The organism is Bacillus sp. Root920 (assembly GCF_001429445.1).
GTDB classification, from domain to species: domain Bacteria; phylum Bacillota; class Bacilli; order Bacillales; family Bacillaceae; genus Bacillus; species Bacillus safensis.
This window is the reverse complement of sequence record NZ_LMJV01000008.1, coordinates 24,579-42,423: the sequence shown is the minus strand read 5'-3', so window position 1 is coordinate 42,423 and position 17,845 is coordinate 24,579. Positions and strand designations below refer to the sequence as shown.

Here is a 17,845-nt window from a genome sequence, read left to right as displayed (position 1 = left end):
ATAGAAAAAGTGAATAACGGGCCGCAAAGAACATGTCGAACATTTGATATAATGGAAGAAATATGTACAAAAAGGAGTAAGTCGATTGTTTCTATTTGAAGAACCCACGTGTGCTAGCTGTCAGAAAAAGATAGAAGGAAACGAAGAAGTGTACGTCAAGCTGGTCTATCCAAAGAGACGAGGAATGACAGAGGTAAAGGCTTGGCTCAGGAATGAAGGGGTTTTTTATTGTAAGACATGTTATGGAAAAGAAACATAAAAACAAGCATTTCAATTGAAATGCTTGTTTTTACTTTCTACTTTTTTATTTCCGCTTACTACGAAGTTCAATGAGTGCTAGTTTATTGTCATTGAAAAAGAACTCCAGAATGATACCGTTTGATTGATCTTGATATTGTATACCTTTGCTATACCCTTCGACAAACCAGAGCTTCTTGAATTGATCTCCATATGTTTGTAGCACAGATGAATAATCGTCTCCAATAGTGATTCCCTTAGATGTTTTGAGTTTTTTCTGTTTTGACTGATTGTAAATAGATGTAACTCGATGATGTTGATCAACTGATACTACAAAATCTTGATTTTCTTTTTCCATATAGACCCTCTGTTTAGGATGGGAGAATTGAGTATTCTCCACAAAAGTATGATCTCTCTCAAATTTTTCACCAATCTTAAAATGACCTAGCGATTCATTTGTTAAAGATACAGAGTGAAAATTAAAAAACATAGCCACCCAAACAAATAGTGCGGTTCCTCCTAAAACAGAACCTACAATCACTAACACTTTAGAATGGATGATTCCCTTTTTAAACAAATAGATCGCTAAAGATACGATGATCATCACGATGACGATCATAATTAGAAAAATACCCATTTCAATTATCCTCTTTTGCTTTTAATCGAATTCTGTTTGTGAATTATCCCCGCAATCACATTCTCACATATTATACCAAAGCATTACACAAAATCGACCAGTACAGGTATAATTTAAATAAAATTGCACGAGGAGAAAAATATGTATAGACATAAACTGATATTCCCGCAATCATTTCCAACCATACATACCGAAAGACTAATCTTAAAACAAGCAACAATCGAAGACGCTGAGGATATGCACATCTACTTATCCAATGAAACCGTGTGCCGCTACATGGGCATTGATGCTCATGAAACGATTGAAGACACAAAAGGAGAAATCAAGTGGTATCACGACATCTTCAAAGAACAAACAGGCATCCGCTGGGGCATTTCTCTAAAAGATGATCCTGCGATCATCGGCAGCTGCGGCTTTCTCAATCTAGAAAAACAGCACTGCCGCACGGAAATCGGCTATGAATTACACCACGATCATTGGAGAAAAGGCATCATGAGCGAAGCAATTGCTGCGGTGTTACGATATGGGTTTCAGGAAATGTATCTGAATCGGATTGAAGCGATTATTGATCCAGCAAATACGTCCTCTGTTCAATTATTGGAGAATGTTGATTTTGTTCGAGAGGGTTTATTAAGGGAGTATGATCTTGGTCAGAATGGGTTTGATGATGTGTTTATTTATTCGATTTTGAAGAGGGATTTCAAATAAACTGAATGATTTTTAAACAGAAGCGTTAAAGTGAATGAATTAAAATTGCACAATTACCCAGTAAGAAACCTCTAGTCAAGTTTATGACTAGAGTTTCTTTGCATGGTAACCCTTCTAATTTACTTACAATTCCAGCAATATTCAACACCCTTTCTATAATTATAGTATCAGTAATAGTAAAAATTTTTGAACAAAATGCAGATCCACACTTAAGTAATTACACTATTTCACTTACTTTTCTTTTCTAAGTACAAGATTCAAATAAAAATAGCCTATTCTTTAATCTGTTTTAGTTGGAATAATTCATATTCCAAAAAAAGAGCTTTTGTCCATTTGCAATTTCACTGATTAATTTAGATTTTTCATTTTCAAAATCTATTTTAGTGACATTATTTTTACGTTTACTTGTTTCGCTTTCAATTTTGGAGAACGTTGGACATGTGGAGTTGGAGTGAGGTTACAACAAGTAATGAATAAACTCATTGTGTTATCAGGTCATAGTTGGCAGTGGCAAAACATTTTTAATCAAAAAAATCATAGATAATTATTAAGTAAACGAGTCAAGAAGAAGAACTGGCATATTTACAGTAGTACACGCATGGGAAATTTTAAATATATAAGAATATATTACCTTAAATAACATTTACATCAAAATAAATATAGGTTAATATATTCTTGTATTTCATAAAAAGGGAAGGGAGGTATATTCTGTATTAATTCTAAATACTGCATGTGAGAAGGAAGCTTGAATGAAAAAGTCAAAAGCCTTATTACTATTTGTTTCGTGCCTAGTGATTCTTGCAATTGTATTATGTTGGGGACTATCTGGCGATGTTTCTGAGGATAATAGTAAATCATACAAGACAGAGAAGGAAAAAGACCTGCTATGGGGATATAAAGTTATAGGTCATGAAAAACCTAATAATCATAAGAATTATGTCAAAATTGCTATCCTTGATAGCGGTATTAATAAGTCACATAAAGAGTTTAAAGATTTAACTTTTTATGAGTACAATGCTATTAAACCAAAAAAATCTATCGAAGATGATTATGGTCATGGTACAGCAATTGCCGGAATAATCGCTGCAACTGGTGAAGAAATAAAAGGTATTTCACAGAATCCCATTATTTATGATGTCAAGGTACTAAATAAAAATGGCAAAGGAAAAGTTGAAGATGTTGTCAAAGGGATTAAATGGTGTATTGAGCAAAAGGTAGACATAATTAATATAAGTTTCGGATTTGGAAAAGACTACGATGAATTACGAAATGTTATAAAAATTGCTTTAGATAACAATATAACAATTACAGCTGCTTCTGGAAATACATTAGGTCTAACTGTTGAATACCCTGCAAAATATGAAGGCGTCTTATCGATATCCTCACTTAACGAAAAACTAAAAATTGATCCAATTTCAGCAAAAGGAAAAATTGACTTTTCTGCGCCTGGAGTAAATATTAAAACAACTGATATACACGGAGGATATACAAAGGTAAAAGGTACATCCTTTGCAACTGCGTTTGCAACAGGTGCTATAGGCTGTTTGTATTCTAAAAAATACAAATCTAAAGAGAATGTTCATCAAACACTCAAGAAAAATACAGTTGATCTTGGAAAGCTAGGTTATGACAGAGAGTATGGCAATGGGATGATTATTTGTAACAAGGGAGAGAATTAGATTGAAAAAGGTTTTAATAAAAATTCTTGTGTTAACATTGTTTTTGTGTGGAGTTGTTCCTGAATTTGCAAGTGCAAAATCAGGCGAAATTGATTCTGATGCTTTAAGAATAGAAGAGAATGCTAGTAAAGAATATGAAGTGAATGTTGAAAAAGAATTGGGGATAGAGCTAGAACAAGATATGTTAATGGAAGTTAAGGAAAGCCTAGATGAAGTTAATATATCTACTCAGCTTGAAGCTGAGAGTATGAATGTCCAAACTGACATGAAAATTAATCATGAGACAGGTGAAATCACAGTTGATGGTATTACAGAGTTAGAAAATGGGGAAAAAGAAACTAACAAATTCAACGTGTTAATTGAAGAGATTGAAGGAAATGATTTTACAGCAACCTTTGTGGATGATGAAACAGGAAAAGAGTATAAAGTTAGCACCATAGAAGCTCAGTCATCAATTGTTCCAGCAATAATAGTTGGAATTGTTTCTAGGTTTGGTATTCAATATGCTATTAAAAAATACGGAAAGAAGCTAATAATAAAAACTTTTAAAAAACAGGTAATTAAACAAGGTATAAAAAAAGTTTCTAAGTTTTCTGTTAGCAACAAACATCTTAGTAATGCAAAAGGTAGATACAGAAAATTTGATACCAAAAGCAAGAGCACAGTAAATAAATGGATAAAAGAAGCTTTACAATCTAAAAATGTTTCGTTTACTATAAACAATAATAAAAAACTATCCTTTGTCATCACTGCAAATCTGAAAAAGAAAATCGGAACAAAAGGTGAGACAAAAATAAAAATAGTTATAGGTTGGGATGGTAAAATATGGACAGCTTATCCAATCAAGTAGAATTTGATTATATGTTCACATCTGATGAGAAAGATATTCCAAAGAACATGAAGAAAGATCCATCAACAGCTCTAAGAGTAGAGGGAGAGTTTAAAATAGTTATAAATGGCGAAGTATATTTTGAAGAAAATATCGCCTTATTAGAATTTTATGCATCTTTGCACGACTGGATTAAAAAGATAAAGAAAAAAAACAAAGTTACAGAGTATAGATATTACACAATGGAGTATGAGGAAGACGACCCCATTATTTCAGTAATACCATTTGATAATAAGGCTCGACTCACCACTATTTGGGAAACTCAACAGTTATATAATGTATTCGATCTTAATTATATAATTGAACAAATGAAGGTATTACATGAAAACCTTGGACGTGACATTGAACAACATTATAAAATTTCACTAAAAAACTTTATTGGAAATATCCCATTAAGAAAATATTGAATAGAGAAAGGAACTCCTGGTTAGGGGTTCTTTTCAATGTTTTAGTAGGATGTTTTTAGAGGAGGTGTATTTTTGATTTTATATTTCTTAGCTGGTTTTATAGGAATCATAATAGCCACAATTATGCTAGGTATTGAAATCGAAGGATATACATTTTTGACAAGTTTTATTTTAAAGATGTTTGGGATGTCTATATTTGTAGGATCGATATGGCTAATAAATCAAAACAGAGAAGAATGCCCAAAAATAGCAATAAAAATGAAGAATGAAAGCTCATTGTAAAATTCGTCGTTACAAATATCTTTTATACCTATATCTCGAATTGCAAGCGGTCTTCCATCATTAATTACAAAAACCTTTATTTGATTTATTTTAGATAACTCATTAAAAGCATCATCTCTTGAACTGAAATTATGATAAAAATATCTCTTCCTTATTACTATTATCTATAAAAAAAGATTGTTCTATTAATCTTACATGGTAAATATCCCAAACTGTATTTAAAATGGGCTCAACAGTTTTTTTAGAGTACCCTCCAAATATTCTTATCAACACCACTTATATCGGACATTGAGCGTTCCATTAATGCAGTAGTAATATTATAATTGAATTGATTATTTTTAAAAAAATTTAGATAATCGAGAAATTCATTCTTCTGAATATTTTGTCTATAATCATTTAATAACCTGTTTAAATACGTCAAAATATTCAAATCAAAATGTACAACTTTACCAACTTTTATTTTCGGTAATCCCCTCCAATATAATTACTATCAAGAATCCACATTTTTGTATAGTCAGGAGAAATATTTTATAACCGTTAATTTCCCTATTTTTAAAACTTTCATTAATATTTGAATATTTTTATATGATCTGATTTATTAAAAAATTTTTCGAATATGATATTCTTTTCAATTGTATTATCTGCTTTAATTATGAGATCAATAATAATTTTAAGTTGTTCATTCATTGTATCCCCTTCACATCTGATTTTCCTTCAATATCCCTCAACCTACATTTATCTAATTAAATATTTTTTGCAGTTCTGCTGAAACTGTAATTAATCAAAGTGATAGCACCGATACCAATTGTTTAGTCGTATATTCTGGCGTCATCCATGGCACCTTTGTTGTGGATGTCTGGGAGAACCTCAAAATATTGTCAGATGTCTCACTCAAAGCCTAAGATGGAAATTTCTTCGAGTAGAATTAAATCTTATTCCCGGATGATTTCTAGATTTTCTTCAGAAACTCCACCCAGTACACGGATACCCAGTCCTGAACCTAGGACTATAAGGTCCATTCTAAAATTGCAACATAGCACAAAAAGTCAAGTTTCCTAAAAAGCATTTCCGCTATACTAAACTCGTAAGGCAAGGAGGTGCTCGGTTGTCCTATCAAGAACATGAGAAAACGATTCAAGAAACATTAAATTATATTGAACAACATCTGAAAGATGATTTACCGCTTCAAACTCTAGCGAAACACGCTGGTTATTCTAGGTTTCACTTTCACCGTATGTTCAAAAAAGTGATTAAGAAGTCAGTTGTTGACTATATACGGGAACGTCGAATGACCCAAGCGGCGAAGGATTTAATTCATACGGACCAACGGGCGATTGACATCGCATTGCAGTATCGTTTTGGTTCACAGGAATCCTTCACTAGAGCCTTTAAGAAAATATATGACATGTCACCCGCACGTTATCGGAGATTATTAAGGAATGTGATTAATGAGGAGGAAACAATTATGGCTGATCATCAGAACACACCTACTGGCTGGATTATGACGGGGGACACCCCATCTGACTATGAAACAGGTTTGGATAACAGAATTGTTCACAGTGGTACTAACTCCGCTTATTTAAAATCAAAAGATGAAAAAGCTCGAGGTTTCGCGACATTGATGCAGCAAATTAAGTCTGATCGTTACCGTGGAGAACGCCTTCAATTTTCTGCTTTTGTCAAAAGCGAAGATGTGAAAGGTTCAGCTGGTTTATGGATGAGGATTGACCATTCTTCAGGTGAAGTTCTTGCGTTTGACAACATGATGAACCGCCCCATTACAGGAACAAACGGCTGGAATCATTTTAGTATAGTATTGGATGTTCCAGTCAAAAGTGAAGTCATTGCGTTTGGCATATTACTACATGGTCAAGGTCACATTTGGATGGACGAACTTAGTTTTAAAATTGTAGATGAAAGTGTCCCCGTGACAGAACAAAATACTGTGGATCATTTAGAGGATGAACCAGTGAATTTAAATTTTGAAAGCTAGCAGACTGAATTTAAGAGGAGGTTCATTGCCATGAAAAAAATTGGTGCGATTTTATTGTTCGCTATGAATTCACTCACCTTTATTTGTGGCCTCGGAATTTTATTTGGTGAAGAGGATTAAAGATAAGCACCCATAGAACAAAAAAAATCAATTAAAAAAGATATCCCTATCCCTATCTCTTTTTTGTAGACTTGGTATAATAGAAAAAATCAGAAAAATGAGAATGCGATGATAAGGAATAGTACTTGCCGAAATGTTTTCAGAAAGTTGCTGGCTGATGAGAAGCAATAACAAAAAAGCAGGGAACTCACCTTAGAGTAGCCTTAGTGAAATGAAAAGTATTGATGTAGTTAAGGTCGGCACCCCACCGTTATATGGGAAGGATATAAGATCAAACAATCTATATCCGAATAAGGGCATGATAATGTTTGTTTATCATGAAACAGGGGTGGTACCGCGTAAGAAGAAGTCTTTCGTCTCCAAGTTAAATCTTGGGGATGAAAGGCTTTTTTTATATTCTATTTTCTAGGAGGAATCGATGATGTTTAACCACAAAAAATACGAAAAGAAATACTTTTTGCCACCGAAGCTTACTTATGATTGGGTGAAGAAAGAAACATTAGAAAGTGCTCCGATATGGTGCAGTGTGGACTTGCGGGATGGTAATCAAGCATTACCTATTCCTATGAACTTAGAAGAAAAATTGGAAATGTTTCAGTTATTAGTAGAGATAGGTTTTAAAGAAATTGAGATCGCATTTCCAGCTGCTTCTGATACGGAGTTTAGGCTGTTACGGACACTGATTGATCATCATATGATTCCAGACGATGTCACAATTATGGTGATCACACAAGCGAGAGAGCATATTATCCGCCGAACCTTCGAAGCCATTAAGGGAGTACCGAAAGCGATTGTTCATTTATATAATTCGACTTCAGAAGCGCAGCGCAGACAAGTATTTAAGAAAACAAAAGATGAAATTAAACAAATTGCCATTGATGGAGCTATTTTAGTAAAAGAACTTGCCGAAAAAACAAATAGTGATATTTATTTTCAATATAGTCCAGAAAGCTTTCCAGGAACAGAAGTTGATTATGCGTTAGATATTTGTAATAGTGTTTTAGATATTTGGAAACCGACACCAACTCATAAAGCCATCATCAATATTCCGACAACAGTTGAATATTCAATGCCTCATATCTTTGCAAGTCAGATTGAGTATATACACAAAAATCTGTCTTACCGAGACAGTGTGACATTATCTGTTCATCCTCATAATGACCGCGGCTCTGGGGTGAGTGATGCAGAATTTGGTGTTCTAGCTGGCGCAGAAAGAGTCGAAGGTACATTATTTGGTATCGGTGAACGTACAGGGAACGTTGACTTGATTACCTTGGCGATGAATATGTATTCACAAGGTTATGATCCAAAATTGAATTTCAATAACCTAGAAGCGATTCGTAAAAAATATGAAAAACTAACAAGAATCACTGTTCCTGAGAGACAGCCATATTCTGGCGAGATGGTTTTCACCGCATTCTCTGGGTCACATCAAGATGCTATATCTAAAGGTATGAAATATAGAAAGGAAAATAATGTTGATAAATGGGACGTTCCTTATATCCCAGTAGATCCAGTTGACTTGGGAAGGAATTATCAAACAGATGTGATTCGAATCAACAGCCAGTCTGGAAAAGGCGGCATAGGCTATATACTAGAAACAAATTATGGCATTCAACTTCCATATAAAATGAATGAAGCCATGGGTTATGAAGCGAAGAAAGTATCTGATCAGACAAGTAGGGAATTGTCTGTCGAAGAAATATATCATGTTTTTAAAGAACAGTATGTTGATTATCACCCTCATTTCCAGCTGCTTGATTATCAATTTCATAAAGGAGAGAAGCAGGAAGTTACCTTAACTTTGCTGAGAGATGATCAACAAATTGAAATACAAGGAACTGGCACTGGAAGTTTAGATGCCATCAGTAATGCATTAAAAGCATATTTTCATCTCGAATATGTTTTGGAAGTCTATGAACAGAATTCTTTGGGCAAGGATTCCCAAGCAAAAGCCTGTGCACAGATTGGAATTTCATATCAAGGAAACATGCATTGGGGTGCTGGAATTGATAAAGATATTATAGAAGCAACAGTGAAAGCCCTGGTGGTTGCAGTAAATAAACTAGAGGTTTGGATGTAGATGGAAAAAGATAAACTTGAAAAACATGAAGTGATGCAATATTTAAGAGAATATAACGAGCAAGAAATCTTTTATCAACAATACCAACAGAAAAAGCATGACAATCAATCATTGCAATTATTTTTGAAGGATTATGATAAACACAATTTAATGCATAAGCAAATATATATAGAAGAATTTTTGCAAAAAGGGCAGAACGAATTTGAAAAGGAAGATACCATGTGGTTAGGTCAGGAGAAAGATATCGAAGTGAGAAAGTATAGCCGTTTTATGCCTCAATTGTCGGCTATCCATGATTTCTTTGAAATGATCTATGTTCTGGAAAATGAGATGTATGTAGAAGTGGAAGATAAAAAAATGACTTTGAAATCAGGAGATATTGCCTTTATTCCTCCTGACACCATACACAAGCCAATTGTAATGGAGAATACAATCGCCATGCAAATCATGATCCGTAAGAGTACTTTTCAAAAAGTGTTTTTTAAAATGTTAAAAGGAAACAATGTCATTTCAGAATTCTTTTTGAATGCATTGTATATAAAAGAAAATAAAAATATTCTTATTTTCCATAGTCACTTGGATAAACATTTGCTAGACTGCTCTCTTCAACTATTTACAGAAAATTATAATCGGTTTCCTAGTTACCAGTTGATTATGAATAATTTGTTTGAGATATTATTGTGTCTCTTATTAAGATTCAAACCAAGTCATATGAACGTAAATCAGGTCAAACAATATCGTGATATACGTATTATTGAAATGCTCCAATATATTCAGCAATGTTGTGAGCATATCACCATCCAGGAGATGGCAGAGAAATTTAACCTTTCACAATCTTATCTGTCAAAATATATAGCTCGTAAGCTTGGCAAATCATTTCGTGAGATTCGACAAGAAATAAGATTGGAAAAAGCCTGCGAAATGCTCACTGGCAGCAATTCACAAGTAGATCATATTGCGGCAGCCGTAGGTTATCAAAATGTAGAGCATTTCATTCGTTTATTTAAGAGAAAGTATCACCTAACACCACATCAATATCGATTAAATAATAGATAATAAAGAGGAGAAATGATAATGTCCATCAAACAAGTAAAAGATTATTTTAAACAATATGATATGGATACTCGAATTCAAGAATTTTCAGTGTCTAGTGCCACCGTAGACTTGGCTGCTTCTGCATTGGGCAGCGAACCTGAAAGAATCGCAAAAACACTATCCTTTCTAGTAAAGGGACAAGCTATTTTAATTGTGACCTCTGGCGATGCAAAAGTTGATAACAAAAAATTCTATCCAGCCTGCGGAAGCAGTAACAGTGCTATTGAACTCACAATAAAACAATTAGAAAAACACTCCGGTTATTCACAATGGATTGATGTGTGTAAGGGATGGAATGATTCATTAACACATTAAAACGGAAGGGAAAAGTGCAGTTAAAAATAAAAAAGAGTTAGAAACCCTTGATACACAAAGGTTTCTAGCTCTTTTACATTTATTCCCATTCAATCGTAGCAGGCGGCTTACTCGTAATATCATACACAACGCGGTTAATATGCTTCACTTCATTGACGATACGAGTTGAGATCTTTTCTAGCACGTCCCAAGGGATTCTTGCCCAATCACTCGTCATCCCATCAATAGATGTAACAGCACGGATACCGATTGTGTAGTCGTATGTTCTTGCGTCACCCATAACACCTACGCTGCGGATGTCTGGGAGAACCGTGAAGTATTGCCAGATGTCGCGCTCAAGGCCGAAATTGGCAATTTCTTCGCGTAGAATCGCATCCGATTCACGGACGATTTCTAGTTTTTCTTCAGAAATTTCACCTAGTACACGGATACCTAGTCCTGGACCTGGGAATGGCTGTCTCCAGACAATGTCATCAGGAATGCCAAGCTCTGAACCTAAGGCACGAACTTCATCCTTGAATAGCGTATTGAGTGGCTCAATCAATTCGAACTGCATGTCTTCTGGAAGACCGCCTACGTTGTGGTGAGATTTGATTGTTTGTGCCGTTGCTGTTCCGCTCTCAATGATGTCTGTGTAAAGTGTTCCTTGTGCTAAGTAGTCGATTCCTTTTAGCTTGTCCGCTTCATCATCGAATACATAAATGAATTCATTACCGATGATTTTACGTTTTTGCTCAGGATCAGACACACCTTTTAGCTTGTTTAAGAAACGATCTTTCGCATCTACTTTAATCACGTTCATGTTGAAACCTTCGCTAAATGTTTTCATAACCCCTTCTGCTTCGCCTTTGCGAAGCAGACCGTGGTCAACGAAAATACATGTCAGCTGATCGCCGATGGCTTTGTGGATCAATACCGCCACAACAGATGAATCCACACCGCCGCTTAGTGCGCACAATACTTGCTTGTCGCCTACTGTTTCACGGATTTTCTGCATTTCGATTTCAATGAAGTTCTCCATTGACCATTTGCCATCACAATCACACACGCCGAAGACAAAGTTTTTCAATAGGTCATTTCCGTACTCAGAGTGACGAACCTCTGGATGGAATTGAACGCCATAGAAATTCTTCTCAGCTAAGCTCATGGCTGAGTTTGGACAATGTGCACTTGTTGCATCGACTGTAAAGCCTTCTGGTACTTCAACAACGAGGTCACCATGGCTCATCCAAACGACTTGATCAGTTGGAAGGTCTTTGAATAAAGCAGGTGTTCCGTTAATATGGATATCTGCTTTTCCATATTCACGCTGGCTGGCCGCTTCTACTTTCCCGCCTAAATAGTGAGTCATGAGCTGCATGCCGTAGCAAATGCCTAGAACCGGAATGTCCAGATCAAAGATCTTTTCATCACAGCGGAAAGATCCTTCATCATAAACACTGTTTGGTCCACCAGAAAGGATGATTCCTTTAGGTGCCATTTCTTTAATTTCTTCAGCAGTTAAAGTGTGCGGATGAAGCTCACTGTACACACCAAATTCACGAATACGGCGTGTGATCAGCTGATTGTACTGACTGCCGAAATCGAGAACCAAAATCATTTCATTTACTAAATTTGTCATGGTGTCACCTCTATGTCCAATATAGTTTTTTATAAACGCACAGAAAAAATGAGAGGAGAAAACCTGCTCTCAGTGTGAATCACGCTTTTGAAGCGCCCAGACTCACATCCGAACGCTTCAATTTCATGTATTTTAGAAGGTTTTAATATTCACCTATTCTAACAACAGGAAGGTACGCGGTCAAGACTATCTCCTGTTTATTAAATTTTCCCATAACTTTGCCGATTGCTGCCAAAGCGCCGAGGCATCCTCTCGCCGGTAGAGCGCACGTTCATAAACCTGCGTCAGCTCTGACATATGATGATCTCCATTCTTCTCATCAATCAACGAAGCGAATTCTCTTAGCGTCATACCTGGCTTTTTCTCGATTCCTCTGCGCCCTAGCTGCTTTAATAGAGCAGCATACGCATAGAAGAATGCTTCATCCTCTGGCAGACGTTTCACCTTTCTTACAATAAAGAATGGCAGCCATCTTGTTCTGAATCGATAAAGCATCCAGCTGATGAAACCAAGCAGGACAATAGCTCCTGCCACATAACCTATAACCCAACCAACATGCACCATATTTGGCTTTGCCTGCGCTGTTTGTTCCTTTGGTTGTGCAGGCTGATCTGTCTCCTGCTGCTTCGGCTGGTCTTGCTGCTTTTCTTCACTTGCATCAGAACTAGACTGATCTTCTTCTTCCTTTTGATCATCCGTTTGATCGCTTGAAACAGCTTCATTCGTAAATGTCTCTGGGTTTGTAAATCCTTTTGTCGGTTCAAAGGTGACCCAGCCTCTGTTTGGAAAATAAACCTCTACCCATGAATGCGCATTGTTATTGGTCACTTCATACACATTGTTTCCATCCATTTGTGTTTCATATAACTGGCCAGACGTATACCCTTTCACCCATCTCGCCGGAATTCCGATCGAACGAAGCATCACAATCATAGAGGTTGAAAAATTATCACAATAGCCGATCATCGTATCAAATAAAAATTGATCCACATAATCTTCATTACGACCAGGCACAGCGACATTCTGCGTTTCATATGAAAACTTCGCAGATCCTAAATAATCCTCGATGGCTTTCGCTTTATCATACATATTATCTTTCGTTTCCGTTAAGCTGTTTGCCAAAGTTTTCACACGCTCTGGAAGTGAAGATGGAAGCTGCAAATATTCACGGCCAACCTGCTGATTCACCTGCTTCTTTGTCGGTACTTTGATTCTCTGCAAATCCTCCAGGATAAATGTAGGAGATAAAAAGCTGACTTGATAGTTCCCTAAATTTTTGGGTGGGTTTTGCATAGACGGGACAATTTTCTCCGTTTTGCCCATGATTTGCAGCGGAATGTTTTCCATTGGCGTCAGCATGATCGTTCCAATAGGATAAACAGCATGATTAAATCGATAATCCGATTCTATATCAATTCTTGTTTCATGCTCCTCTGTTTTCACTCGCTCAGTAAACCACCGATTCGGCACAGTGTCGTCCTTTAGCCGAGTAGGCTTCGTATCATTTGAAGCATCCTCCCAGCCCTTTCCTGTGTAAATACTTTTTGTTTCTACACGAAAGTAAGATGGCTCCTTTCCGCTCCATTTAAAAACAGGTGTGCGGTCCTCACTAAACGGTCCGCCTAGCGCCGAATCATCTGCACTATATCCCACTTTATTCTGCCCGGCTGTCCCATCTTGATTCGTGACCGCCTTAAAAAACGGAACAGGATCGGGCCATTTCGGATCAGACTTTGGCAAAGAAGCACCCAGTGACGCTGATAGAAGGACAAGCGCCAGCATAGGCAAAAACCACTTTAGACGTGCTTTCTGTGACACCCGAACGCCCTCAGCTGAACGCAGTCGATCAAAATACAGCAATCCAAGCAGACAAAAGCCAAATACCATAATACGAACGATCGCAAAGGTCGCATCATATGGCGTAAACGTATCAAGAATCGTGACATACACAATCGTCATCAGTAAAAAGAAAAAGATACGCTGCTGATAGACCACCCAATAATGTAGCAAGTAGACAAGCAGCCACAGCAAAATATAAAACAACAATGTGCGGAAAGACGGGTACATATCACTCCACATGCCCATACTCATTAACGTGATATTATCCTTGATATCAGCAAACAAAGCAGCCGGATAGCCTGGCGCTGATTGATAAAAGATCAAATATAAGGCGAGCAAAATCAGTCCAGCACAAATAGGAAACGTCACATACCACTTCAGACGAAAGAACGTAAACAAACACGTAAGCCCGATAAAAATGATGAAATAAGACGTATGGCTCGTCTCTGTAAAATCTTGAAGCGGACGAAGCCACTCCCATAGCAGCAGAAAAGCTACAGCATAATAGATGAACAATTCAAAACGGCTTTGCCGCAGATGTGAATGCAGCATAAATGTTTGTCACCTCACAGTTCTTTCGTGCAGCCGGTCTTCAAATAAAAGGGTGATGCGTATTCCAGAGGCCTTGAGCCGGTCTACAAGCTGTTTTTCTTTTGTCGTGAAATGGTCAACGGCTTTCTTCACTAAAAGCACGGTGATGTTCTTTCTGTTTCGATTTCCAAAGAGACTTGCCGCAAGCTCCTCCTGCAGCTGACCCGTGACGACATATTTTCCTGAATGCTGGTACTCACTCGCTGCTAACGGTTTATATTCTAGTGCGCGGGAAGGCTGATGCTGCACCCTTGTTAAATAATAAAGCATGTCCTGTAAATGAAGTTCTCCTTGATCGACTCGAAAGGCATGCTGATCTCCTAGAGGGACAAGACCTGACGGCACTCCTTTTTTCACAGCCGTTTGAAGAACAGATGCCGCAATAGAGACGACTGTTTCAAAAACAGCTTGATCAGTAAAATCAGCAAACACAACAAGGTCCTTTGCTTGATTCTGTTCAAATTCCTTCGTCATCAGCTGGCCTCTTCTGGCCGTCGTCTTCCAGTCCACCCAAGCAAAACGGTCTCCTTGCTGATATTCCCGTACGCCTGTTGTCACATGGGCCGGTTCATTGAACCACGAGTGAACCGCTTTGCCTCCATTTTCACTCACTGACTCAGCAGGCTCTACAGGGATATCCAGCACTTTTGGGTAGACAAGCAGCTTTTTCTCTAACGGAATGATGATTTCTTTTTCAACAAACCCAAACATATCACCCGTTTTGATTCTAACCGCTGTCAAATGATGCTCTCCCCGCATGACATCATTCAATTGATAGGAAAATCGCCAAGTTTTCCGAAACCAAGGAAAAAGCATTTGCTTCATTTCAATCTGTTCCTGTAAGTGAAAGGTATCTGGCGGAGCATCCTCTATCATGACGTAAACGTACGGAAATGGATGTGTCCGCTTGATTTCAAGGTCAACGGACAGCACATCCCCCGCCTTTAAGCTTGTTTGTTGTATTGTCCTCTTGGCTGTCGCGCGAAGCGGAATAAGTGCAAACAGCAATGCATACAAAGCATATGGTAAAAATGCATAAAAAAGGAACCAACTCACAAACCCTCCCTGAAACATGGCATAACAAAAGGCTGCCGCAGTGAGAATGATGAGCATCATCACCCTTAACCATAATGAAATTGCTACACGATGACGTGACTTCATTGAGTCATCGACTTTTGAACTGGCACGCCAATTTGCTCAAGCATTTGCCGCAGCAGTGTCTCCGCCTTCTTCCCTTCATATGTCGCTTCTGATGTCAAAATCATACGATGCGGTAATGTATAAGTCGCCAAATACTGTACATCATCAGGAATCACATAATCGCGCTGATTCAAAAGTGCATACGCCTGTGCCGCTTTCATCAAGGCGATCGATCCCCTTGGACTCACACCTAGATAAACAGATGGGTGTTTACGCGTCGCTTGAGCAATTTCAACAATATATTCTTTAATGGATGCATCCACATGAATGGTCTGAACAGCCTGCTGCAACGCATGGATATGTTCCTTTGTCATGACAGCTTGGAGCGTATCAATCGGGGATTGCTTCTCCTGCAAGTTGAGCACCTCCAGCTCCTCGAGCATGGTCGGATATCCCATCTGCAGTTTGAATAAAAACCGGTCCATTTGCGCTTCTGGCAGCGGATACGTCCCTTCATATTCCACTGGGTTTTGTGTCGCCATGACGAAAAAAGGATCCGCAAGCGGCATCGTTTCTCCGTCCACTGTGACACTGCCTTCCTCCATCGCTTCAAGCAATGCTGATTGTGTTTTAGGAGAGGTCCGGTTGATCTCATCAGCTAAAATAATCTGCCCCATGATCGGTCCTTGCCTAAATTCAAATTCATTCGTCTTTTTATTGTAAATCGACACGCCTGTTACATCTGAAGGCAAAAGGTCAGGAGTGAATTGGATTCTCTTAAACTCACAGCCAATGGATTTTGCCAAAGCACGAACCATCATCGTCTTCCCTACACCAGGCACATCCTCGAGCAGCACATGCCCCTTCGCCAAAATCGCAACAAGGCTTAATATCGCAATGTCTTTTTTCCCAACCATGACTTTATTGATGTTATCTACGATTTTTTGTAAATCTGAATGCATCGGTTCATCAAATGCCATCCTGATCCTCCTATCACGTTTCTGTCAAATTTCATATAGTCTAACTTTACCATACAACGTGCATTTGCATATAACATCAGCACGTATAAAAAAGAAGCCTTCTCACGATGGGAAAGACTTCTTCTCTTCTTTTGACTTACTTGCTGGCTCCATATGAACATGAGAGTGTAAAATATCATGCTCCTGCTTCATTCTTCGTTCAATTTCATCTGCAATATCATGGCTTTCTGCTATGTTCAAGTTAGGTTCGACCTCAACCACTACATCCACATGGACTGTACTTCCAAGATAACGCGCTTTTATATCCTTTAAATCGCCTACTCCTGGTGTTGCTTCAATGGTCTCTTTATATTTAGACATATCTTTGATATGAAAACCGTCTGTTAACGAATGAGAGGCATCTCTGAAAATCTCCCACGCAGTTTTACAAATAATTAAGCCAATGACAAAGGCTGCTAGCGTATCAATCCATGCCAGCTGAAATTGAGAGGCCATAATTCCTACAAATGTTCCAATACTCACATACGCATCTGATTTATTATCAGCAGCTGCCGCATGGAGAGCCTGGCTATTAATTCGTTTGGACAGATTGCGGTTATAAATATACACACCGTACATCACAACAGCACTTCCTGCTGCTGTCCAAGCCGCGATCATATCCGGCGTTTGATGCTCAGATGAGAAGAACGACTGGCCTGCACTCAGCAAAACCTGAAGTCCAACAAGCATCATGATAAAGGAAGCTACAAGAGACGCAATATTTTCCGCTCTAAAATGACCATACGGATGATCTTCATCAGGCGGCTTTTGAGAAATACGCAGCCCAATCAACACAGCAAGGGATGCAATAATATCCGTCGTGTTATTCAATCCATCTGCTGAAAGAGCCTCTGAATGAAACACATACCCAATAATGAGTTTGACCGCAGATAAGATCACATAGGCAATGATGCTGACCCAAGCACCTGTTTCACCTTGTCTTAATTCGTTATAGCGCTCCATGTTGAACCGCGCCTCCTCACACATCACTTTTCTATTATTTATCTTACAAAGCAAAGCCCGTGTGGGTCTACAGCAACATGATTCGCTTATGTCAGCAAAATAGGATAAATAGAAATGTGTTGACCTAAGTAAACTTATTTTTACAAGGTCAAATGACCTCAAGACCTACTCCCATCAACCTTTTTCCAATTCTCTTCGAAATGGACATATCGTCAAATCACTCTTCT

Annotated in this window: 16 protein-coding genes, 1 pseudogene and 1 other annotated feature; of the genes and pseudogenes, 10 read left to right on the top strand and 7 right to left on the bottom strand. The window is 37.8% G+C overall.

The window, feature by feature from the left end:
* Positions 1 to 85: 85 nt before the first annotated feature.
* On the top strand, positions 86 to 259 hold the full coding sequence (locus tag ASE42_RS19270; RefSeq protein ID WP_041116052.1) for a hypothetical protein: 174 nt from the start codon (positions 86 to 88) through the stop codon (positions 257 to 259).
* 45 nt (positions 260 to 304) lie between these two features.
* Here the strand turns inward: ASE42_RS19270 and ASE42_RS14045 are convergent, their stop codons facing one another.
* Entirely contained in the window at positions 305 to 874 is a 570-nt protein-coding gene (locus ASE42_RS14045) for a hypothetical protein (protein ID WP_024426710.1), read from the bottom strand.
* A gap of 141 nt (positions 875 to 1,015) precedes the next feature.
* On the opposite strand from ASE42_RS14045, the gene ASE42_RS14040 reads away from it, so the two are divergent.
* The 5 genes from ASE42_RS14040 to ASE42_RS14020 all read left to right on the top strand — a co-directional run bounded on the left by ASE42_RS14040 (position 1,016) and on the right by ASE42_RS14020 (position 4,839).
* Positions 1,016 to 1,582: a GNAT family N-acetyltransferase gene (locus tag ASE42_RS14040; RefSeq protein ID WP_029707591.1), complete on the top strand. Its 567-nt coding sequence runs from the start codon at positions 1,016 to 1,018 to the stop codon at positions 1,580 to 1,582.
* Positions 1,583 to 2,331: 749 nt separating this feature from the next.
* Positions 2,332 to 3,261 carry a S8 family peptidase gene (locus ASE42_RS14035; RefSeq protein WP_024424495.1) on the top strand — a complete coding sequence of 310 codons (930 nt, stop codon included), beginning with the start codon at positions 2,332 to 2,334 and terminating at the stop codon, positions 3,259 to 3,261.
* Position 3,262: 1 nt separating this feature from the next.
* The gene (locus ASE42_RS14030) at positions 3,263 to 4,111 is read left to right on the top strand and encodes an SAR2788 family putative toxin (RefSeq protein WP_024424494.1); all 849 of its coding nucleotides are present in this window, start codon (positions 3,263 to 3,265) and stop codon (positions 4,109 to 4,111) included.
* Complete coding sequence (locus tag ASE42_RS14025) at positions 4,087 to 4,557, top strand: hypothetical protein (protein WP_024424493.1); 471 nt, start codon at positions 4,087 to 4,089, stop codon at positions 4,555 to 4,557. Before ASE42_RS14030 ends, ASE42_RS14025 begins: the two co-directional genes overlap by 25 nt.
* 72 nt (positions 4,558 to 4,629) lie before the next feature.
* Entirely contained in the window at positions 4,630 to 4,839 is a 210-nt protein-coding gene (locus ASE42_RS14020; RefSeq protein ID WP_024424492.1) for a hypothetical protein, read from the top strand.
* 809 nt (positions 4,840 to 5,648) lie between these two features.
* On the opposite strand, the pseudogene ASE42_RS19265 reads toward ASE42_RS14020, so the two are convergent.
* Positions 5,649 to 5,840, bottom strand: a pseudogene (locus ASE42_RS19265) (GMP synthase (glutamine-hydrolyzing)); the annotation flags it as partial.
* A gap of 104 nt (positions 5,841 to 5,944) precedes the next feature.
* Here ASE42_RS19265 and ASE42_RS14015 point away from each other — a divergent pair.
* The 4 genes from ASE42_RS14015 (at position 5,945) to ASE42_RS14000 (ending at position 10,445) form a co-directional block, all read left to right on the top strand.
* Positions 5,945 to 6,832 carry a helix-turn-helix domain-containing protein gene (locus tag ASE42_RS14015; RefSeq protein WP_056767503.1) on the top strand — a complete coding sequence of 296 codons (888 nt, stop codon included), beginning with the start codon at positions 5,945 to 5,947 and terminating at the stop codon, positions 6,830 to 6,832.
* Positions 6,833 to 7,051: 219 nt separating this feature from the next.
* Positions 7,052 to 7,316: a binding site (T-box leader), on the top strand.
* 57 nt (positions 7,317 to 7,373) lie between these two features.
* Positions 7,374 to 9,035, top strand: a complete 1,662-nt coding sequence (locus tag ASE42_RS14010) for a 2-isopropylmalate synthase (protein WP_056767500.1) — start codon at positions 7,374 to 7,376, stop codon at positions 9,033 to 9,035.
* Entirely contained in the window at positions 9,036 to 10,091 is a 1,056-nt protein-coding gene (locus ASE42_RS14005) for a helix-turn-helix domain-containing protein (protein WP_056767497.1), read from the top strand. It begins immediately after the preceding gene.
* Between the two features lie 18 nt (positions 10,092 to 10,109).
* On the top strand, positions 10,110 to 10,445 hold the full coding sequence (locus tag ASE42_RS14000; RefSeq protein WP_056767494.1) for a YbaK/EbsC family protein: 336 nt from the start codon (positions 10,110 to 10,112) through the stop codon (positions 10,443 to 10,445).
* Positions 10,446 to 10,524: 79 nt separating this feature from the next.
* On the opposite strand, the gene guaA is transcribed toward ASE42_RS14000, so the two are convergent.
* The 5 genes from guaA to ASE42_RS13975 all read right to left on the bottom strand — a co-directional run bounded on the left by guaA (position 10,525) and on the right by ASE42_RS13975 (position 17,618).
* Positions 10,525 to 12,066 (bottom strand): glutamine-hydrolyzing GMP synthase, encoded by a 1,542-nt coding sequence (guaA, locus tag ASE42_RS13995; RefSeq protein ID WP_024424487.1) that lies wholly within the window; start codon positions 12,064 to 12,066, stop codon positions 10,525 to 10,527.
* Between the two features lie 186 nt (positions 12,067 to 12,252).
* Positions 12,253 to 14,457 (bottom strand): DUF4129 domain-containing transglutaminase family protein, encoded by a 2,205-nt coding sequence (locus ASE42_RS13990; protein ID WP_056767490.1) that lies wholly within the window; start codon positions 14,455 to 14,457, stop codon positions 12,253 to 12,255.
* 9 nt (positions 14,458 to 14,466) lie between these two features.
* A complete protein-coding gene (locus ASE42_RS13985; protein ID WP_235566801.1) occupies positions 14,467 to 15,552 on the bottom strand; it encodes a DUF58 domain-containing protein in 1,086 nt (361 codons plus the stop codon).
* A 101-nt stretch (positions 15,553 to 15,653) separates the two neighbouring features.
* Entirely contained in the window at positions 15,654 to 16,616 is a 963-nt protein-coding gene (locus ASE42_RS13980; RefSeq protein ID WP_024424484.1) for an AAA family ATPase, read from the bottom strand.
* 102 nt (positions 16,617 to 16,718) lie between these two features.
* Complete coding sequence (locus ASE42_RS13975; RefSeq protein WP_024426719.1) at positions 16,719 to 17,618, bottom strand: cation diffusion facilitator family transporter; 900 nt, start codon at positions 17,616 to 17,618, stop codon at positions 16,719 to 16,721.
* Positions 17,619 to 17,845: the final 227 nt, after the last annotated feature.